The sequence below is a fragment of the Pseudomonas sp. UBA3153 genome (genome assembly GCF_002364635.1).
Classification (GTDB): domain Bacteria; phylum Pseudomonadota; class Gammaproteobacteria; order Pseudomonadales; family Pseudomonadaceae; genus Pseudomonas_O; species Pseudomonas_O kuykendallii.
On sequence record NZ_DEYR01000021.1, the window covers coordinates 20,738 to 39,723 of the forward strand.

General features: G+C 54.1%; 19 protein-coding genes. All 19 read left to right on the top strand.

The window, feature by feature from the left end:
• Nucleotides 1-141 precede the first annotated feature (141 nt).
• Nucleotides 142-684, top strand: coding sequence for an HAD hydrolase family protein (locus tag B2X67_RS04755; RefSeq protein WP_273233840.1), 543 nt, complete (start codon nucleotides 142-144; stop codon nucleotides 682-684).
• Nucleotides 681-1,850: a class II D-tagatose-bisphosphate aldolase non-catalytic subunit gene (locus B2X67_RS04760; RefSeq protein WP_286784762.1), complete on the top strand. Its 1,170-nt coding sequence runs from the start codon at nucleotides 681-683 to the stop codon at nucleotides 1,848-1,850. The genes B2X67_RS04755 and B2X67_RS04760 overlap by 4 nt, the downstream gene beginning before the upstream one ends.
• Entirely contained in the window at nucleotides 1,847-2,671 is an 825-nt protein-coding gene (locus tag B2X67_RS04765) for a hypothetical protein (protein ID WP_286784763.1), read from the top strand. Before B2X67_RS04760 ends, B2X67_RS04765 begins: the two co-directional genes overlap by 4 nt.
• Before the next feature lie 11 nt (nucleotides 2,672-2,682).
• Complete coding sequence (locus B2X67_RS04770) at nucleotides 2,683-3,039, top strand: cupin domain-containing protein (protein WP_286784764.1); 357 nt, start codon at nucleotides 2,683-2,685, stop codon at nucleotides 3,037-3,039.
• The gene (locus B2X67_RS04775) at nucleotides 3,036-4,607 is read left to right on the top strand and encodes a phosphotransferase (protein ID WP_286784765.1); all 1,572 of its coding nucleotides are present in this window, start codon (nucleotides 3,036-3,038) and stop codon (nucleotides 4,605-4,607) included. The genes B2X67_RS04770 and B2X67_RS04775 overlap by 4 nt, the downstream gene beginning before the upstream one ends.
• Before the next feature lie 51 nt (nucleotides 4,608-4,658).
• Complete coding sequence (locus B2X67_RS04780) at nucleotides 4,659-5,792, top strand: class I SAM-dependent methyltransferase (protein WP_286784766.1); 1,134 nt, start codon at nucleotides 4,659-4,661, stop codon at nucleotides 5,790-5,792.
• Nucleotides 5,789-6,121, top strand: a complete 333-nt coding sequence (locus B2X67_RS04785; RefSeq protein ID WP_286784767.1) for a nuclear transport factor 2 family protein — start codon at nucleotides 5,789-5,791, stop codon at nucleotides 6,119-6,121. The genes B2X67_RS04780 and B2X67_RS04785 overlap by 4 nt, the downstream gene beginning before the upstream one ends.
• Nucleotides 6,122-6,167: 46 nt before the next feature.
• Nucleotides 6,168-7,376, top strand: coding sequence for a glycosyltransferase (locus B2X67_RS04790; protein ID WP_286784768.1), 1,209 nt, complete (start codon nucleotides 6,168-6,170; stop codon nucleotides 7,374-7,376).
• On the top strand, nucleotides 7,373-8,923 hold the full coding sequence (gene murJ, locus B2X67_RS04795) for a murein biosynthesis integral membrane protein MurJ (RefSeq protein ID WP_286784769.1): 1,551 nt from the start codon (nucleotides 7,373-7,375) through the stop codon (nucleotides 8,921-8,923). The genes B2X67_RS04790 and murJ overlap by 4 nt, the downstream gene beginning before the upstream one ends.
• A gap of 108 nt (nucleotides 8,924-9,031) precedes the next feature.
• Nucleotides 9,032-9,607: an acyltransferase gene (locus tag B2X67_RS04800; protein ID WP_286784770.1), complete on the top strand. Its 576-nt coding sequence runs from the start codon at nucleotides 9,032-9,034 to the stop codon at nucleotides 9,605-9,607.
• Nucleotides 9,604-10,719, top strand: coding sequence for a glycoside hydrolase family 99-like domain-containing protein (locus tag B2X67_RS04805; RefSeq protein WP_286784771.1), 1,116 nt, complete (start codon nucleotides 9,604-9,606; stop codon nucleotides 10,717-10,719). Before B2X67_RS04800 ends, B2X67_RS04805 begins: the two co-directional genes overlap by 4 nt.
• A gap of 9 nt (nucleotides 10,720-10,728) precedes the next feature.
• Complete coding sequence (locus B2X67_RS04810) at nucleotides 10,729-11,406, top strand: class I SAM-dependent methyltransferase (RefSeq protein ID WP_286784772.1); 678 nt, start codon at nucleotides 10,729-10,731, stop codon at nucleotides 11,404-11,406.
• Complete coding sequence (locus B2X67_RS04815) at nucleotides 11,403-12,368, top strand: glycosyltransferase family 2 protein (protein ID WP_286784773.1); 966 nt, start codon at nucleotides 11,403-11,405, stop codon at nucleotides 12,366-12,368. Before B2X67_RS04810 ends, B2X67_RS04815 begins: the two co-directional genes overlap by 4 nt.
• On the top strand, nucleotides 12,361-13,485 hold the full coding sequence (locus B2X67_RS04820; RefSeq protein WP_286784774.1) for a glycosyltransferase: 1,125 nt from the start codon (nucleotides 12,361-12,363) through the stop codon (nucleotides 13,483-13,485). The genes B2X67_RS04815 and B2X67_RS04820 overlap by 8 nt, the downstream gene beginning before the upstream one ends.
• Nucleotides 13,486-13,635: 150 nt before the next feature.
• A complete protein-coding gene (locus B2X67_RS04825) occupies nucleotides 13,636-14,433 on the top strand; it encodes a glycosyltransferase (RefSeq protein ID WP_286784775.1) in 798 nt (265 codons plus the stop codon).
• Nucleotides 14,430-15,377 carry a UDP-glucose 4-epimerase family protein gene (locus tag B2X67_RS04830; RefSeq protein ID WP_286784776.1) on the top strand — a complete coding sequence of 316 codons (948 nt, stop codon included), beginning with the start codon at nucleotides 14,430-14,432 and terminating at the stop codon, nucleotides 15,375-15,377. Before B2X67_RS04825 ends, B2X67_RS04830 begins: the two co-directional genes overlap by 4 nt.
• Nucleotides 15,374-16,390 carry an MraY family glycosyltransferase gene (locus B2X67_RS04835; protein ID WP_286784777.1) on the top strand — a complete coding sequence of 339 codons (1,017 nt, stop codon included), beginning with the start codon at nucleotides 15,374-15,376 and terminating at the stop codon, nucleotides 16,388-16,390. The genes B2X67_RS04830 and B2X67_RS04835 overlap by 4 nt, the downstream gene beginning before the upstream one ends.
• Nucleotides 16,391-16,420: 30 nt before the next feature.
• Nucleotides 16,421-18,439: a polysaccharide biosynthesis protein gene (locus B2X67_RS04840; RefSeq protein WP_414704001.1), complete on the top strand. Its 2,019-nt coding sequence runs from the start codon at nucleotides 16,421-16,423 to the stop codon at nucleotides 18,437-18,439.
• A 151-nt stretch (nucleotides 18,440-18,590) separates the two neighbouring features.
• Nucleotides 18,591-18,908, top strand: coding sequence for a ComEA family DNA-binding protein (locus tag B2X67_RS04845; RefSeq protein ID WP_286784778.1), 318 nt, complete (start codon nucleotides 18,591-18,593; stop codon nucleotides 18,906-18,908).
• Nucleotides 18,909-18,986: the final 78 nt, after the last annotated feature.

Genomic DNA, 18,986 nt, shown 5'->3' on the forward strand with positions numbered 1-18,986 from the left:
GATAAATGATTGAGGGTATAAACTATTGTCCTTGAACGATTATGCGTAACAGGTTTTGAAGATCGGACCGGTAGTCGTTTACTTTGTTGTACGGATTTAAGTTTATTATGTTTCTATAAATTCGTTCCTTAGGGAGTTTTCATGGTGGAGGGGTATGTGAAGGCCAAACCAAGAATTTTCATTCTTGATGTCGATGGAGTGATGACGACGGGTCATTTTTTCTATAGCGCCGAAGGCAAGGTGATGAAGGTCTTTGGTGCTGACGATAATGATGGGCTTTCACTACTGAAAGGGCTTCTGAATATCCGATTCGTTACCGGTGACAAAAAGGGTTTTTCAATCAGCAAGAAGCGGATAGTCGATGATATGGGCTTTGACCTGGATATCGTAAGCACTGTTCGTAGAGTAGAGTGGATTGCAGAAAGATACCCTCTCGATACTGTAATTTACATGGGTGACGGAATATTCGACCATTACGTAATGAGCAAGGTTGCCTATAGCATAGCCCCCGCCAATGCGGACAAGAACGCAAAGCAGTTCGCGTCATATGTAACCGAGCGGTCGGGCGGCGATCGTGCCGTTGCAGAGGCGGCCCTGCATATCCTTGATAAGTTCTTTGTCCCTTTTGATCCTGACAACTTGCCTGATGCTCAGAGCAAGCTGTCGGGGGAGTGGACGGTATGATTTACCAGCGGCTTCAGTCCTTCCTGACAAAGCGACATTGCACCCTGCTTGGCGTCGGTCCGATGAGCGTAAATTGTGTCGACGCTACGATCGAGTTGGCCAATGAACACGAAGTTCCAATCATGATGATTGCAAGCCGCCGTCAGATCGATGCTGAGGAGTTTGGCGGCGGCTATGTGAACAACTGGACGACCGAAGAGTTTGCTCGTTATGTAACGGACAAGGACAAGAAAGGCAAGATTCTGCTTGCGCGCGATCATGGTGGTCCTTGGCAAAATGCTCAGGAGCAAAGTGCGCAACTGGGTTTGAGACGTGCGATGGAGTCAGCAAAATCATCGTATCGTGCGGATATCGCTGCGGGTTTCCAGATACTGCATATTGATCCTAGCATCGATATACACGGTCAGCCCGACGTTGATGAGGTGCTCGATCGAGTTTTCGATCTGTACGATTACTGCTGGACGCAGTCGCAGCAGATGAATCGTGAAGTAATTTTCGAGGTCGGCACTGAAGAGCAAAGCGGTAGTACAAACTCTCAGGAAGAACTCGATTACACACTTAATGAAATAAATAAATTTTGTGTGAAGAATAAATTCGATCCGCCCGCATTCGTGGTGATTCAGTGCGGGACGCGGGTAATGGAAATGCGCAATGTGGGGTCCTTCGATTCACCCGTGCGCGTCGCCAATGAAATTCCGGCCGAAATCCAGCTGCCGAAAATGATCGAGATTTGCAATCGTCACGGCATTTTCATGAAGGAACACAATACCGACTACCTGTCGGATGAGGCCTTGCAGTGGCATCCCCGTCTCGGTATCCATGCCGCCAACGTTGCTCCTGAGTTCGGTGTGGCCGAAAGCAAGGCCTTGGTAGCCATTCTGGAGTCCAACGGTTTCGATGATCTGGCTGATCGCTTCCTGGCGGTCGCGCATGAGTCCAGGAAATGGGAAAAGTGGATGCTTGAAGGCACCAGCGCAACGGACCGCGATCGTTCCTTGATAGCCGGCCACTATATTTTCTCGACGCCAGAGTGCAAGGAGTTGAAAGCCGAGGCTAGCCAGTTGCTGGCCAGGAAACACATAGATCTTGAGGCCCATCTGAAACAACAGGTGAAGAACAGCATCCTGCGTTACTTACGTAGCTTCCGTTTGGTGAGGGCCGCATGAAACCTGTCGCAACCATTATTCTCAATCGTAATCTGCCGGAAGTGACGGATCGGCTGTACGAACATCTGGTTCAACACGACAGCGATCTTACCGACATTTTTGTTGTGGAAGCCGGTTCTGATCCTGAAAAACTCAGCCGGTACGCCACATGGCACGCCAATACGCTCGATGTCATGCAGAACGGCCTGCGCTATGGCCGCGGCATGAACTACGGGTTGGTACAGCTGTTGAAGGAGCGGCGCTTCGAGCAATATGGCGCATTCTTTCTGCTCTCCAACGATACCGAATTGAAGGCCGGGCCTACGTTGGCGCCTCTTGTTCGTATTCTATCGGAACAGCCGCGTATCGGTATTCTTTCTCCGTGTTCCGAGCGTTGGGGCGAGCGCCTGTTGCTCAGGCAGGAAACCACGAAATACTTCTGGTTTATCCATAACAACGCCTACTTGTTGAGACGTCAGTTCATCGAAAGTATTTGTGAAACCGAAGCGCCGAATGAAATGAATTTCCTGTTCGATGGCAGCAATTTCCGCGGTTACGGCTCGGAGCACGAATTGATTGCCAAGGCGTATGCCAATGATTGGGCAGCTGCGATTACCGCTGAGGTTTGGGCTGGCGAGAACGAGTCCTATCTATTGGATCGTGCTGATGAAATCAAGACCGAGGGTTATGAGGAAAACATTCGTCTCTACGTTGCTGAAGGCCGTAAGTGGATGCGCAGGAAGTATGGTTTTCCGAGTCAATGGTCGATGCAGCAGTATGTAAAGGGCTTTTACGATAAATTTTTCGAATTCCACCCCGAATATGCCCGGTATAAAGTCTGAGTGAGTGAGCCATGAGCGAATACAAAGTCATTGAAAAGCCCTGGGGTAGAGAGGAAGTTGTCGAGATCAACGACAAGTATATGGTCAAGAAACTCACGATGTGGGCCGGCCATCGCTGCAGCCTCCAGTATCACAACTTCAAGAAAGAGACGATTTACGTATTGTCCGGGGTTCTGAAGATCGTTCAGGGCACCAGCCAGGATACTTTGGAAGATAAGCTCTATCGCGCTGGCGACACGATCACCATTCCTCCGGGCCTTATTCATCGTATGGAAGGAGTTGAAGACAGCGTGTATCTGGAAGCCTCCACGCCAGAAATGGACGATGTGGTCCGCTTGGTCGATGACTACCAGCGTGCTCCGCAATGAGTTATCGCGTTTGTATACCTTGTGCGGGTACCGGTTCGCGCTTGGGAGAACTTACCCGCTTTCTGAACAAGTCACTGGTCAGCATCGCCAATCGTCCCACGTTGTCTCACCTGATCGAACAGTTTCCTCAGGGCGTCGAATTCGTCATCGCATTGGGGCATAAAGGGCATCTGGTTAGAGAGTACCTTGGGCTCGCTCACCCCGAGAGGACCTTTTATTTCGCTTCCGTAGAGCCTTTTGAAGGCCCAAGTTCGGGGCTGGGTCTGAGCCTGCTGGCCTGCCGTGAGTATTTGCTGCAACCCTTCGTCTTCACGTCCTGCGACACCCTGGTTGACGAGGCCATTCCGGCCCCTGCCGAAAACTGGATGGGCTTCGCCGAGGCTGACGATATTCGGGCCTACCGCACTGTTGGCCTTGAAAGCAGCAACGTGGTTGATATTTGTGAAAAGGGCGTTGGTGAACCGGCGACCCACAAGCCCTATATCGGCCTGTCCGGTATCCATGACTTTGCGGCTTTCTGGTCAGCGATGGAGCAAGGAGGGGCGACCGCGATTGAAACGGGTGAGGCCTATGGTCTGCGCCGATTGCTTGGCTACGGTATTAAAGCTCGCCGTTTCACCTGGCACGACACCGGGAGCCCGCAGGCACTGGCGGCGGCGCGCGAGCATTTCCGCGAGCCGGATGAACCGAACATTCTGGATAAGGCCAATGAGGCCATCTGGTTTGTAGGCGACGCGGTGATCAAGTTCTCCGACGACAGGAAGTTCATCGCCAACCGCATCAAGCGCGTCGCAGAACTGCAAGGCTATGTGCCGCAGATTACCGGCGTCGGCGAAAACATGTACCGCTACGACAAGGTTGAAGGCCGCGTGCTTTCCGAGGTGGTGACTCTGCCTCGATTCCGTCAGCTGCTCGAGTTCAGCCAGGGCTTCTGGTCTGCAAAACGGCTCAGCGCCGAGCAGCAAAGCGCGTTCGAAGAAAACTGCCAGCGCTTTTATCGGGACAAAACCTTGGAGCGGGTGGAACTGTTCTACCGTACCTGCGGCAAAGTGGACGGTACCGAAGCCATCAACGGCGTGGCAATGCCCACGCTCAGCCGTCTTCTACATAGCGTGGACTGGAACTGGCTGGCAAAGGGCCTCGCCGGGCGTTTCCACGGGGACTTTCACTTTGAAAACATCATCGTTACCGAGCAGGAACGCTTTGTCTTTCTCGACTGGCGTCAGGACTTCGGCGGTGATCTTTCCGTTGGCGACGTTTACTACGACCTGGCCAAAATCCTTCATGGGCTGATTATTAACCATGAGTTGGTCAACCTGAACCTGTATCACACCGATTGGCAGGAGGGCCACATTACGTTTGATGTGCACCGTCGGCAGTCGCTGGTCGAGTGCGAACGCTATTTCGAAGGGTGGCTGGCGAACAATGGTTATGACGTACGGAAGGTTCGTGTCCTGACTGCGCTTATTTACTTGAACATCGCCCCACTTCATCATCACCCTTATACGTGGCTGTTGTATTCGTTGGGTAAGTCTATGCTGCAACGTGAGTTAGCAGGCCAGGGTTAGGCTTGGTCTGCGACTTGAATGGGCTACTTTATAAAAATTCGATTGGATAACATGATGATACGCCGTGACCATGATGTAATTCTGGGCGAGAAAGATCTTGAACCTTTATTCAGTTTCGAGAAGTTTCCAGTTTTTATGGGCTGCGTGAAACACCCGTCAACCGATGATATTTGCGTCGATATGTCCTTTCATATCAGTCGCCGCAGCGGAATGATTCAGCTCAATCCACTGGTTCCCCTGGAAATTCTCTACCCAGAGTCTCATGGCGCGGGATTTATCGGCGCATCGTGGGAGGCGCATCATCAGGCGTTTGCAGAGTTTATCGCCAGCTATACCCCGGATTCGGTGCTAGAGGTCGGGGGTGGCCACGGCATACTTTCCGTCAAATATGCCGGGCTGCACCAGATTCCATGGACAATTCTGGAACCGAATCCGACTCCGATTCCTGAATGTAAGGCTACAATACTAAAAGGTTTTTTTGATTCCAACTTCACGTTGCGGGAGGGCGTTGATGCTGTCGTTCACTCGCATTTGTTTGAACATATTTACGAGCCTTTGAGTTTTCTGCGAGATTTGAAGCGGTTTATCAAGGTCGGTAAAAGGCTAATTTTCTCGGTGCCGAACATGAAGGTTATGGTCGAGCGTAAGTTCACCAATGTCCTGAACTTCGAACATACGATTTATCTTTCCGAGCAATATATTGATTTTATGTTGGCTGGCAACGGATTCAGGCTTGAGCGCAAAGAGTATTTCCGTAGCGATCATAGTATTTTCTATTCCGCGGTTCGTGATGACGAATTGTCTGATGTCGAGCTAAGTAGTTCGTTGTATCAGGAGAACAAAAAGCTTTATCTCGATTATGTTGATCACCACAGGGCGCTTGTCAATACGATCAACAAACGAGTTGCGGCCGAACAGAGGAGGGACGTTTATCTTTTCGGCGCTCATGTGCAGGCTCAATACCTGATCGGTTTTGGTTTGGATGTTTCGAGAATAAAAGCCGTTCTGGACAATGACAAAAACAAAACCGGCAAGCGTCTTTACGGCACTGATCTGAGCGTGGCGCTTCCTTCCTCTCTGGTGGGGGTTGATCGCCCGATCGTGATCATCCGGGCAGGTACCTTTACCCAGGAAATCATTGAGCAGATAACTGCACTCAACCCGACGACGGAGTTTCTCCAATGACTGCACTAAAAGACTTGGCCAAAAAATACTTCAATGCGTTCTCCGCTAGGGATATCAACGGTGTAGGAGGCGCTTTGGCAGCAAACGTTACCCTTAGGGACTGGGAGATCAGCAAACAGGGAATTGATGATGTGCTGGCTGCAACCGCTGCGATTTTTGCCAGCTGTCGCACCATTGATGTGGTGGTTACTGCTCTTTATGCGGAGTCCGGTACGGTGCTTGCCGAATTGGAGATTTCGTTTGATGGAGGTGAGCCGCTGCGTGTCCTAGATGTGCTGGGGTTCAACGATATCGGTCTCATCTCGTCAATTCGAGCGTTCAAGGGATAGTTAAATCGACAAATATTTGTTGGGATAATTGTTTTTTGGAAAATTTATGAATATTGTTTTTTATCGACCGTTTTCTGATATTTGGTTTAAAAATCCTACGCGCCGAATCTTAGGTCGACAAAAACTACCCAACAAATATTCAGGTTTGTTTGACTATTTCGCTGAAGGCGGTTCAGCTTCAATTTCAACCAGCCTTTGGTTTCGTCCCGGAATTTTGGGAGTTGTCGATCTGCTCAAGGATTCGCTGCGGCTCATTCTCTGGGCGCTTTTGAATAGAATCAATCTGTTTAAAGTGCGTCTTGTTTTCACGCCGAAGCAGTTGTTGAAGGCGGATGCGGTGTTTTTGATGCACTACGGTTGCTTTACCCATGAGTCAGATTTTTTGGCAGAGCAGGGGCGGGTGTTGGCTCGACGTCTTTCCAATGTTCCTGTACTGAAAATTGTTCACATGACTCATTTTGCTTATAATCCGGTGCTTGGCAGTGAAAATCTGCGCATCCTTTCTCCGGATCTTCTTCTCGCGGAAAATGACCTTAAAAGTAACTCGCCTTTCTTTGGCAAATACTTTGGCAATATTTCCGCCTGCTTTCATCATTTACCTTATGTCGCGGCATCGCGCTTCCAGCGAAAAGTGGATTTCAGTGCGCGTATCAACAAGTTGGGCGTTACGGGATCCATCACGTACAAAATGAAAGCTTCTGAGTTTTCTGCTTTTTACGGACAGAATGAATTGCAGCCAATGCGTCGAGAGATATATGGCCGACAGGATGAGTTGTCAAATCTCATTGATTCGTTTATCTACGATCTTGATGAGTCTCGCCGTGTTCAGGAAGCTGCGCCTTCAGCGCCTGATGAGCAGGTTGCTTCCGAGGCGCAATCTCTGGTCAAGCAACGCAACTACTACAACGCCGACATCGTCCAGTTCTTCAACTCCTATCGAATGTTCGCCGTACCTGAGGAAATTTGTGATCTTCCAGGTATCAGCTTTATCGAAGGGATGGCCTGTGGTACTGCGTATTTCGGGCTGGACAATCCCATGTACCGGGATATCGGCATGATTCCGGGCGTTCACTATGTGGCGTATGACGGTACCCTGGAGCACCTGTTGGAGCGGGTGGCGTACTACCAGCAGCATGCTGATGAGCTTGAGCAGATTGCCGAGCAGGGTTACCAGATCGCCCATACAACGCTGAGTAGCGACAAGGTCTATTCGATGTTTCTGGCGACGCTCGAACGGATGCTGCCGCGCCCATGACATCTGCAGGCGAGCTGCCCCAGCGCTCATTGTTTTCGGTCGCCTTGGGCAACTTGGCAATCAGTGCGACAGGGTCGATCCTTACTTACCTGTCGTTTGTTCTCGTGGCCTATATGTTTGGCGCCACGGCGCAAACCGACGTCTTTGTGTTCGCCTCGGGTTTTGTGGTGGTCGTCGCGGCATTGATCACGACGGTATTCAGCGCGGTGTTCCTGCCGCTCTACATCAAGCTGATGCAGGCGGGTGATGGCGAGCGGGCCATCGCCTTCGCCAATGCCTTTCTGTTTTATCTGGCGATCCTGGCGGCACTGGGGGCAGCGGTCATTCTGTTGTTCCCGGCGCAGCTGTTCGCTCTGGTGTCCCGCTTCAACCTGGAGCTGTTGATCGCCAACGAGCGGATTCTTCGTTACTTTTCCGTGGTTTTTGCTCTGACGGTGCTGAACGAGTATCTGCGGGTGCTGTTACAGGCGAAAGAAGCCTTTGTTCCGGCGGCGCAGAGCATTGTCCTGCAGCCTGCGATCAACGTTCTGGGTGTGTGGGCGATGGCCAGTACCGTTGGTTATGAAAGCCTGGCGATCAGTGCGGCGGCGTCGCGTGTGGTGCAGTTTGCGTTTCTGCTCTGGCGTATGAAAGCCCTGGGTTGGGTGCCGAGGCCGCGCTTGAGCGCCAACGGCGATATGGCTGACTTCATGCGAGTCGTCAAGCCGTTCTGGTTTGCCAGCATCATCAGCATGATATCGGTGTTCTTTTTCGACTATGTCGCCAGCGGCTTGCCGGCCGGACAACTGACCGCGCTGGCGTTTGCGCAGAAAATCTACACCCTGCCCATAGCACTCCTGGCCTTTCCGGTTATAGAGGTCTTGAATACGCGGCTGTCCATGCTGGCGGCCAGTCAGCAGATGGATGCCCTGAGCATGCTTTACGGCGTAGCGGTGAAGGTGGCGCTGTTGGTCATGGTGCCGTTGAGCGTGTTGATGGCTTTCAATTCGCCAGAGATAACCGCCGTGTTGTTGGGACGGGGCAAATACTCTTCCGAGAGCCTGGCGATTACTGCCCATGCGCTACAACTGTTCTCGCTGGCAATTCCCTGCATCGTGGTCTTTACCATCAACGGCCGAGTTTCCCTGGCGCTGCATAAGACCAAAATGCCTTCGCTGTTTGGTTCTCTGGGCCATTTTTTAATGATGGGTACGGTGTTCGCGGCTGTCGCGCTGTTGGGCTATATCGGTCTGCCGAGCGCCAAGTTACTGGTCGAAGTTCTGTATTTTCTACCTTTCGGGTTTATCGTCGTTTGGGTGTATCTGCCGCAGGCTCCGATCATGTCGGTGCTTGGTGAGCTGGCCAAGATATCGGTTGCCAGTGCGACGGCCTTGTCGGTGGTGTGGGGCGTCTTGCCATTGATGGTTGCCGTTACCCCCATTCCGCTGGCGTATCTGATCGTTTGCTGCAGCCTGTTCTTACTGGTCTTTGTGACGCTGTGCCTGTTGCTGAAATTGGATTCCGTGACGATGTTCATGCATTGGGCTCTACGCAGGCCCGCGCAATGACTGGGCTGATGGCGATTACTTCGGAGAGTTGTCATGTCGCTTCCTAGGTCGTCCGTGAGGACGCTCGCTCGCTTGGTCGCGGCGTTTGTACCTGGCCGGTTGCCGCGGTTGTTCGATGGTTTTTTCGCCTACACGGCCTGGAGTATTCGCGCGCGGGGTTTCGCCGTAGTCGGCGAGGGCACTTACCTGCGCTCCACGGCTAGCATCCATAACCCGCAGCATATTTTTCTGGGGCAATTGGTGAGGGCCGAAACGGGCCTGATCATCGAGGCATTCGACGAGTTCGGCGGGGCGCGATACATGCCCAGAATCACCATCGGTGATCGGGTAACGTTCGGTTACCACTGCCATGTGGGCTGTATCGATGAAGTCAGCATTGGCAATGACGTGCTGATCGCCAGCCGGGTGTTTATTACTGACCACGCACACGGCGACACCTTTTCGCTGGACCCCGCCATCCCTCCGGCCAAGCGCCGCCTGCACTCGAAAGGACCGGTGCGGATCGGTTCCGGGGTGTGGATCGGCGAGGGAGTGGTGATTCTGTCCGGGGTCACCATTGGCGATCACGCCATCATCGGCGCCAATTCGGTGGTAACCCGGGATGTTCCCGAATGCGCCGTCGTGGCAGGAGCGCCTGCCATGTTGATTAAACACATGGAGAAGCGAAGCTTCGGGACGTTATGAAAGCCATCGCATTTTATCTCCCCCAATTTCATCCGACGCCGGAGAATGATCGTTGGTGGGGCAAGGGCTTCACAGAGTGGACCAATGTCGCCAAGGCTAAGCCACGGTTCGGTGGTCACTACCAGCCGCATATTCCAGCGGACCTGGGTTTCTATGATTTGCGCCTGCTGGAAACTCGGATTGCTCAGGCTGAGATGGCCAAGGAGTACGGCATCGGTGGGTTCTGCTACTACCACTATTGGTTCAATGGCCAACTGCTGCTGGAGCGCCCTTTGGAGGCGGTTCTGGCCGAGCAGAAGCCGGACTTGCCGTTCTGCGTATGCTGGGCCAATGAAACCTGGAGCCGTCGCTGGGACGGCCAGGAGCACGAGATTCTGATCGGCCAGGATCTGGAGGCTTACGATCCCGAGGCGCATTTCGCGTACCTGGGCAGAGCCTTCGCCGATAGCCGCTACATCAGAGTGGGCGGTAAGCCGGTGTTCCTGATCTACCGCATCGACCAGTTCCCGGACATTGCCCGAACGATCGGTCAATGGCGTCGAGCTGCCGCTGACCAGGGGCTGCCCGGCATATACCTGTGCGCAGTCCGCAGTCACATGCACACTCTGACCGACCAGCAAACCGTCGATCTTGGTTTTGATGCTTTGGTCGGCTTCGAACCACACTCACGCACTCTGTTGCGTCAGAGTGCATTGGGTTACGTGCGTAATGTTGTGCCAAGGGCGTTCAACCATGTGCTGCGTCGCCTGAAGCTTGAGAGTTCGATTTCTGAAATGCCTACGGTCAACCGCTTCGACTACCGGACGCTGGTCCGAACAGCGATGGGCGCGGCTCGTTCTTCGGCAAGGCTGTTCCCGTGCGTGATTCCCAGCTGGGACAACTCCGCACGCCGCCGCTGCGGTGCCACGGTTATTCAGAACGATGATCCGCAGTTGTTCGAAACATGGCTACGCGATGCCGCAAACCGCGTCGCGGATTATCCAGAAGACGAGCAATTGGTGTTTATCAACGCCTGGAACGAATGGGCTGAGGGGTGTCACCTGGAGCCGGATCTTAGAAATGGCAGGGGCTTTCTCGAGGCGGTTTACCGCGTATTCGGCAAAAAACGCTAAGGGCTGGACATGCTTGCAGAGGTTACAGGCGGCAATGATGCCGGCTACTACTCCCATGTTCGCGACGAGATCGCGCAACTGCTGCCGGAGAGACTGGAAAGGGTCCTGGAGATCGGTTGCGGCCGTGGCGATACCCTCGAGTGGGTGAGGAATCTGGGCCGCACGCGAACCACCTACGGCATAGAGCTTTTCAGTGATTCGGCGGATGCGGCCAGAGCGAAGGTGGACTGCGTCATTTGTGGCGACTTCGAGGTGATCGGGCTCCCCGAGGATTTCGCGGGTTTTGACCTGATTCTATGCCTCGATGTGCTCGAGCATTTTGTAGATCCCTGGAAGGCGGTGCGCCGTATCGGAGAGTTGTTGGCTCCGGGGGGAAGCATCATCACCAGCATTCCCAATGTCCGTCACTTTCGCGTGGTACTGCCGCTGTTGTTGCAGGGACGTTGGCAGTACGAGAACTCCGGGATTCTGGATCGCACCCATCTGCGTTTTTTTACCAGACAGACTGCCATCGAGCTGATGAGCTCGTCTGGTTTGATACTGGACTCAGTCAGCTCTACGGGCCTGGAAAGGGGGCGCAAGACCCATTACCTGAACTGGGCCACGCTGGGCTTGTTCAAGCCGTTGTTCGAATACCAGTACCTGATCAAGGTGACCAATCCTGGGAAACGGATCGGTAGCCCATGATCTTTATCGTGGTGTTGAACTGGCGTGGTGCCGACGACACCATCGCCTGTGTGCGATCGTTGCTCGAGTTGCAGGGCCCGGATTTTCAGATCGTCGTATGTGACAACGGCTCGGGCGACGGCTCTTATGAGCGCATCCGCGACTGGCTGATCACACAGCGCGACAGGCATGACTATCTGCGGCGCCATCCTTTGCGGGAGCTGTCCCGTGTTCAGGCGGAGCGACATAGTCACGGGTCAGAACCTGGTTTCTATTTGGTGCAGACCGGTGAAAACCTTGGCTATGCAGGCGGCAACAATGTCGGTATTCGTCTGGCTCTGGCATACCCCAATACTGAGTATGTATGGCTGTTAAACAACGACACGGAGGTGGATGTCGATAGTCTGCAGCAGTTGATTAGGCGCTGTAGTACTCGTCCCGATATCGGTATTTGCGGCTCGAAGCTGGTGTATCACCATGATCGCAGCAAGATTCAAGGCCTGGGTGGTTTGTTCAACCCGTGGATCGCCACCAGCCTGCATTATAAAATCAATGAAAGCAGTGCCGTCACTTATCCAGATGATCAGGTCGACCAACGTATCGACTATGTCATCGGCGCTTCACTGTTTATCCGCGCACGTCTCCTCCGTGATCTTGGTTTACTTGAGGAACGCTATTTTCTGTATTTCGAAGAGATCGATCTGGCATATCGGGCTCGCGGTAGATATTCAATTGGCGTCGCCACGTCAAGCATCGTCTATCACAAGGAAGGCGCCAGTACCCAGGTCGGAACCGGGGAATTGGCCGACTTCTATGTGCTCAGAAATCGCCTGTTTTTTACATGGCTGAATGATCCGAAATACATCATCACTGTGTGGTTGGGCTTGTTTGTCGCCTTGTTCAATAGGCTAAGGAGAGGCCAGTTCAGGAAGGCCGCGAATGTTCTACGGATAATTCTGGGTAGTCGTTGTCTGAATGATTGATTTGTCAGGTGGTCTTGTGGAGCAATCTTTGGAGCAGCGCAGGCGGGTACTGTTTGTTACCTCTTTCCATCCCGGTGGGATGGGGCGCATCGGCGCGGGAGAGGCTATCAGTGCAGAAACGATTCGCCGCCTGCGTAACGATGTACAGCAGTTGGACGTATTGTGTGTCACACCTGACTATCAGCGAAAGAATATCGAGATCATGGAATTTTGTGATTCCTATACCCAGGTGGCGGTGAACCGATGGGCTACGTTGCACGCGCTGATAGGTCACTTTCTTTCTGGAGCATGGATTGCTCCCTGGTTCTTTACGCGTGTTTTCCCTGAGGCCGTTTCGGCGCTGCGCCGGCTGATCTTGGAAAAGAAGCCTACGGAGGTCTGGATAGACTTTCCGTCTTCTTTGGGATTTTCCGGTCATATTGACGGGTTGCCGATCCACTACTTTGTTCATGACATCGTCAACCAAAAGACATCGCGATCGCTCTTGAAGCGACTGTTCTCGTCATTTGTGAAGCGGATAGAGTCATCACTTTTTCGGCGTGTTTCCCACGCCTATGTGCTTTCCAACAAAGACCGCGACCTATTGCAGGAACTCGGATTCACAGGGGAAATCAGCGTGTGGCCGGCGCAAGCGCTGAACGTCGGGAGAGTCGATAATGGACGCCCCATTGTCGACGTCGTCGCTGAGTTCGGAGAAGGTCCTAATATGGTTTTTTTCGGCAACATGGGCCGCCCTGAGAATGGCCAATCTATTGCTCATTTCGCCCTGTTTCGCCTGTGGCGAGTGCGCCGGGCTTTTCCCAGCGCCACGCTTTGGGTGATTGGCCTTGCTCCAGGCTTGGGCTTGCGGATGTTGGGGCGGATAGTGCCGGGCTTGAAGGTTACAGGTGCGGTGGATGATCCGACTCTTGCATTCCGGGCCGCAGCGCTCTGTATCGCGCCATTGCTATTCGGGGCGGGTGTAAAGATTAAGGTCTTGCAGATGTTGGATGCGGGTGCGACCGTTATTGCCAGTCCTGTCGGCGCGGAAGGTATTGATCCCACGTCCAAACTGATCGTGGTAGAAAATAGCCAGATGGTGGTGCGAATAATTGAGTTTTTACGACGCCCATGTTGAAAATCGGGTCATGACAGTACACGCCGTCTCTCTGGTGCCCATGCTGGAACACGTTGGAGTAGAGTTTGCGATGCTGTCTTCCCTGGATCTGTGCTGTTTTTCGAGACGGGCCCGCTGCTTTTGTTGCCGTCGATGTGTCGGAGATTGTGCGTGACTGTCAGATTGTTTACCTGCATTGTTTCCCACGGTCATGCCGACTTTCTGATCTCTGCACTCCCCAATTTTTTAAGCGTAAAGAATCTGTATCTTTGTGTGGTGGATAATATTGGGCAATCTTCGTTGCGTGATTTTTGTAGTGCACATGGCATTGCTTATATTGCGCAAGAAGTAAGGTTGGGGTTTGGTGCTAACAATAATAGGGCGTTTCGATACTTCGAGAAAAGTTTTCACTTCCGGGCGGCCGATTATTTCATATGCTGTAATCCGGATGTATGGATCCTGCCAGGAATGCTCGAGGCGCTTTCCTCCAGTCTTGACCTTCACAGACCGCAGATTGCGGGTATTAATTTGTTTATTGATGAACAATACCAGTTTTTTGATTCCTCTATACGCCGATTTCCGCGACTGGGCGACTACCTTAAAAAAGTCCTGTTTTCCTATGATGGCACGGCTCTGGATAAGTCGACGATTACCTCTCCCGTAGTGTGCGATTGGGCTGCTGGTTCATTCCTGGTTTTTTCTGTGCAGTTATTCAAGGCGCTTGAAGGGTTCGATGAGCGCTACTTCATGTATTTCGAGGATGTTGATATCTGCCTGAGAGCATGGAGAGCGCGAGGGCAAAGAGTGCTTTATATCCCGAATGTTCGCGCTGTACACTTCGCTGCCTTTCGAAATAGGGCTTTTTTTTCAAAACACTTCCGTTGGTACGTGAGCAGTTTGGTCCGCTACCTGTGGCGGTTTTACTTCCACGGTCTACGGGCCGCAAAGGATACGTCCTCGCCGCTATGAGTATCGTTCTTCTAACTGGCTCCACCGGTTTTGTTGGCCAGGCAATACTGCGCGCATTAGTGCTCAACGGCGAGTCGGTGATCTGTCCAGATAGGAAGAGGCCGCGTTCGGACAGAGAGTTTGTTAGCGGCATTGATGGTGATACGGATTGGTTCGGCCTGCTCGCTGGGGTTTCCTGTGTCATTCATTCAGCCGCACGGGTGCATGTCGTCAATGAAACAGTTGCCGATCCACTCAGCGAGTTTCGCAAGGTCAACGTCGAGGGCACATTGAAACTGGCTACTCAAGCGGCTGCTTTGGGTGTGAAACGTTTCATTTTCCTCAGCTCCATCAAGGTCAATGGAGAGACCACTTCAGCAGGCTCGCCCTTTACCAGCGCAGACGCTCCCGCCCCCCTGGATGCCTATGGCATCTCCAAGTGGGAAGCTGAGCAAGGACTGAATGCCTTGGCGCGGGAAACGGATATGGATGTTGTGATCATCCGGCCGGTGCTGGTCTACGGGCCCGGCGTAAAAGCCAACTTCCTTGGCATGATGAATTGGCTAAACAAGGGTTTCCCCTTGCCTCTCGGTGCGCTCGATAACCGTCGCAGCCTGGTTGGCCTCGATAATCTGGTCGATCTCATCGTCCTCTGTGTCGACCATCCTGCCGCGGCCAATCAGGTCTTTCTGGTCAGTGATGATGAGGACATTTCCACGACTGAGTTGCTTGAACGCATGGCTCATGCACTTGGAAAGCCGGCTCGCTTGCTGCCCGTTCCTTCCTGGGTTTTGCAAGCCGGAGCTTCATTGGTCGGCAAACGTGAGGTCGCGCGACGGCTGTGTGAGTCGTTACAGGTGGATATCGGTAAAACCAAATCCCTACTGGATTGGAGGCCGCCAGTAGCGCTCGATGCGGCGCTTCGGATCACGGCGAAGGATTTTCTGAAGCGGCGGCGCAAATGACGCTGTGGCTATTGATTCCCACCGTGGCGGTTCTTTCGTTACTGCTTACCGCCATTCTGCGCCGCTACGCACTGGCTCACAGCTTGATGGACATACCCAACGCCCGAAGCTCCCACACCGTGTCTACGCCACGCGGTGGAGGCGTGGCCATTGTATTGAGCTTCCTTCCGGGGGTACTCGTTCTCGCTGGTCTCGATGCGTTGTCATGGCCTACTGCATTCGCCCTGCTGGGTTCCGGGGGCTGGGTCGCTGTCATCGGATTTCTGGATGATCACGGTCATGTGGCTGCACGTTGGCGCTTGCTGGCACATGTCGTCGCGGCTATCTGGGCGCTGGCCTGGCTTGGTGGTTTGCCGCCAGTGGCCGTATTCGGGGGCGTCGTGGAGGCTGGATGGGCCGGCTATGGGGTAGCCGTGCTCTTTCTGGTTTGGCTGCTCAATCTGTATAACTTCATGGACGGGATCGACGGCATCGCTGGCGTTGAGACGCTGACGGTATGTGCGAGCGGAGCGCTGCTCTATGTGCTCATAGGCCAACTGGATCTCGCCCTTTTGCCGCTGCTATTGGCGGTGGCTGCCGGGGGCTTCCTGTACTGGAATTTTCCTCCAGCGAAAATCTTTATGGGTGACGCCGGCAGCGGGTTTCTTGGTATGGCGATTGGAGTTCTCGCCTTGCAGGCCGGTTGGGTTGCTCCACAGTTGCTGTGGTGCTGGATGATCCTGCTGGCGGTGTTCATCGTCGACGCGACTTGGACCTTGCTGCGCAGGTTGTTGCGTGGCGACAAGGTGTACGAGGCCCATCGCAGTCACGCGTACCAGCACGCCTCACGCCGACATGAGGGGCATCTGCCCGTGACGATGACCGTCTTGGCGATCAATGTTTGTTGGCTACTGCCTGTCGCTCTTGCGGTAGGTGTGGGCTATTTGGACGGATTTCTGGGTTTTGGGTTGGCGTGTACTCCGCTGGTCCTTCTGGCCATGAAATACAACGCAGGAAAGCAAGAGCAGCAATAATGTGGCATCTGATCATGGATGGGGCTGAGCGTGGCGCGGTTGAAAAGTAAAAGCGGGATTCTGCTGCGAGACCGTCTGATTAATCTGCAGCGACGATACAAACGCGTCCTGCAGGTGTGCGCGGATGTGGTTCTGGTTTGGATAGCGCTGTGGTTGGCCTTTGTCGTGCGTTTGGGTATCGATGACCCGATTGACCCATTTGGCGATTACGCCTGGTTGTTCCTGATTGCCCCCTTCATTGCCATCCCGATTTTCATTCGTCTGGGCATGTACCGGGCAGTAATGCGTTACTTCGGTAACGAAGCGCTGTTGGCGATTTTCAAGGCGGTGACGCTGTCGTCGCTGGTACTAACTCTGTACATCTACCTCTATCGCGCGGACGTCATAGTTCCGAGGTCCCTGGTATTCAATTACTGGTGGATCAGCCTGCTCATGCTTGGCGGCTTGCGCTTGTTTATGCGTCAGTACTTCCTGGGTGATTGGCTGATGGCCGGACGGCATGTGCCGTTTCTTCGTCACGATGAGGGTTTGCTCAAAGTTGCGATCTACGGCAGCGGCGCGGCCGGCAACCAGCTCTTAGCGGCCTTGCGAATGGGTAAAGGTATGCGCCCCGTAGCGTTCGTCGATGACGATGAACGTGTCGCCGGCCAAATAGTTGCGGGTCTCAAGGTTTATCCTTCGTGCGATATCGCTCGGATGGTCGAAGAGACAGGGGTCCAGGAGGTATTGCTCGCGATTCCCTCGGCGTCTCGTTCGAGACGTAAAGAGATCCTTAGCTCGCTGGAGGCCTATCCCGTTCATGTCCGTACGGTTCCCGATGTCATGGACCTCGCCAGTGGCCGGGTTAGTGTCAGTGACCTCCGGGAAGTCGACGTGGCGGACTTGTTGGGCCGTGATGCAGTTCCCCCCCGCCAGGCCCTCTTCGAGCGCTGCATTCGTCGGCAGGTCGTGATGGTCACCGGGGCGGGCGGGTCGATCGGTTCGGAGCTGTGCCGGCAGATCCTGCTCAATGCACCGACCACGCTGCTGCTGTTCGAGCACAGCGAGTTCAACCTCTACAGCATTCACAGCGAACTCGAGGAACGCATCCGCCGAGAGTCTCTACCGTTGCGACTGGTGCCGATACTCGGCTCGGTGCGGGATCGTGAGCGGCTCAAGGATGTGATGCGCACCTGGCAGGTGAACACCGTCTATCACGCCGCCGCCTACAAGCATGTACCGATGGTCGAGCACAACATTGCGGAGGGCGTGCTGAACAATGTGATGGGCTCGCTGTACACCGCGCAGGCCGCGTTGAAGGCGGGTGTCGAGAACTTCGTGCTGATCTCCACCGACAAGGCGGTGCGGCCGACCAACGTCATGGGCAGTTCGAAACGCCTGGCGGAGATGGTGCTGCAGGCCTTGAGCCGTGAGAGCGCGCCATTGCTGTTCCAGGCGGAGCCGTCGGTTCACCACGTCAACAAGACGCGCTTCACCATGGTTCGCTTCGGTAACGTGCTGGGCTCGTCGGGGTCGGTGATTCCGCGCTTCTACGAGCAGATTCGCAAGGGCGGCCCGGTGACCGTCACGCACCCCAATATCACCCGTTACTTCATGACCATTCCGGAAGCGGCGCAGCTGGTCATCCAGGCCGGCTCGATGGGGCAGGGCGGCGACGTGTTCGTCCTGGACATGGGCTGGCCGGTGAAGATCGTCGATCTGGCGGAGAAGATGATTCGTCTGGCAGGCATGAGCGTTCGTTCGGAGAGCAATCCCAATGGCGACATCGCCATCGAGTTCACCGGCCTTCGTCCCGGCGAGAAACTCTACGAGGAACTGCTGATCGGAGCCGAGGGTGTCACACCCACCGACCATCCGATGATCATGCGCGCCAATGAGGAGTGGTTGCCGTGGGAGGCCTTCAAGGGCGTGCTCTCGAACCTGCTCGCGGCGGTGGACGCTGACGACTATGACCGCGTCCGGCAGATTCTAAGGGAGACCGTCAGTGGCTATGCGCCGGAAGGCGAGATCGTCGACTGGATCCATCAGAAGCGTAAGAGCGAGCCTTGAGGCATTGCATGCCTGCGCCCTGCGTCCTTATCACGCACGCCCATAACCGGGATTAAGCCGTAACTCCAATTGACGCGAAAAGTGCGTGGGCTACTTTTAGCCAGCGGTTATGGATGTACCGCACCATCGCATTTCATAAGGAGTTACACACATGCGCAAATGGCTTTCTGCCCTGTCCCTCGCCACACTGACTTCACTGTCTTTTTCCCTTCTTGCCGCTGAACCGGCCAAGCCTGCTGCTGACAAGCCCGCGGTGGAGCAGGCCGCCAAGGTCGCCTCGGTGAACCTGAATACCGCCGATGCTGAAACCCTGCAGCGCGAGTTGTCGGGGATCGGGCTGGTCAAGGCCAAGGCGATCGTCGAGTACCGTGAGGCGCACGGCCCGTTCGCTTCGGTGGACGAGTTGCTCGAAGTGAAAGGCATCGGCGCGGCCACGCTGGACAAGAACCGGAGCAAGTTGAGCCTGTAATCGGGCGCAGCGAAGAAAAGCCGATCGAGAGGTCGGCTTTTTTATGCGCGTTCTCTTATAGGCGACGAACATGAAAAA

Bases quoted from the DNA above. Each gene is read 5' to 3' on its own strand.
- B2X67_RS04815 (WP_286784773.1), top strand. From the start codon at position 11,403: ATGATCTTTATCGTGGTGTTGAACTGGCGTGGTGCCGACGACACCATC.
- B2X67_RS04805 (WP_286784771.1), top strand. From the start codon at position 9,604: ATGAAAGCCATCGCATTTTATCTCCCCCAATTTCATCCGACGCCGGAG.
- B2X67_RS04820 (WP_286784774.1), top strand. From the start codon at position 12,361: ATGATTGATTTGTCAGGTGGTCTTGTGGAGCAATCTTTGGAGCAGCGC.
- B2X67_RS04755 (WP_273233840.1), top strand. From the start codon at position 142: ATGGTGGAGGGGTATGTGAAGGCCAAACCAAGAATTTTCATTCTTGAT.
- B2X67_RS04835 (WP_286784777.1), top strand. From the start codon at position 15,374: ATGACGCTGTGGCTATTGATTCCCACCGTGGCGGTTCTTTCGTTACTG.
- B2X67_RS04765 (WP_286784763.1), top strand. From the start codon at position 1,847: ATGAAACCTGTCGCAACCATTATTCTCAATCGTAATCTGCCGGAAGTG.
- B2X67_RS04775 (WP_286784765.1), top strand. From the start codon at position 3,036: ATGAGTTATCGCGTTTGTATACCTTGTGCGGGTACCGGTTCGCGCTTG.
- B2X67_RS04760 (WP_286784762.1), top strand. From the start codon at position 681: ATGATTTACCAGCGGCTTCAGTCCTTCCTGACAAAGCGACATTGCACC.
- B2X67_RS04770 (WP_286784764.1), top strand. From the start codon at position 2,683: ATGAGCGAATACAAAGTCATTGAAAAGCCCTGGGGTAGAGAGGAAGTT.
- murJ (WP_286784769.1), top strand. From the start codon at position 7,373: ATGACATCTGCAGGCGAGCTGCCCCAGCGCTCATTGTTTTCGGTCGCC.
- B2X67_RS04790 (WP_286784768.1), top strand. From the start codon at position 6,168: ATGAATATTGTTTTTTATCGACCGTTTTCTGATATTTGGTTTAAAAAT.
- B2X67_RS04830 (WP_286784776.1), top strand. From the start codon at position 14,430: ATGAGTATCGTTCTTCTAACTGGCTCCACCGGTTTTGTTGGCCAGGCA.
- B2X67_RS04810 (WP_286784772.1), top strand. From the start codon at position 10,729: ATGCTTGCAGAGGTTACAGGCGGCAATGATGCCGGCTACTACTCCCAT.
- B2X67_RS04780 (WP_286784766.1), top strand. From the start codon at position 4,659: ATGATGATACGCCGTGACCATGATGTAATTCTGGGCGAGAAAGATCTT.
- B2X67_RS04785 (WP_286784767.1), top strand. From the start codon at position 5,789: ATGACTGCACTAAAAGACTTGGCCAAAAAATACTTCAATGCGTTCTCC.
- B2X67_RS04845 (WP_286784778.1), top strand. From the start codon at position 18,591: ATGCGCAAATGGCTTTCTGCCCTGTCCCTCGCCACACTGACTTCACTG.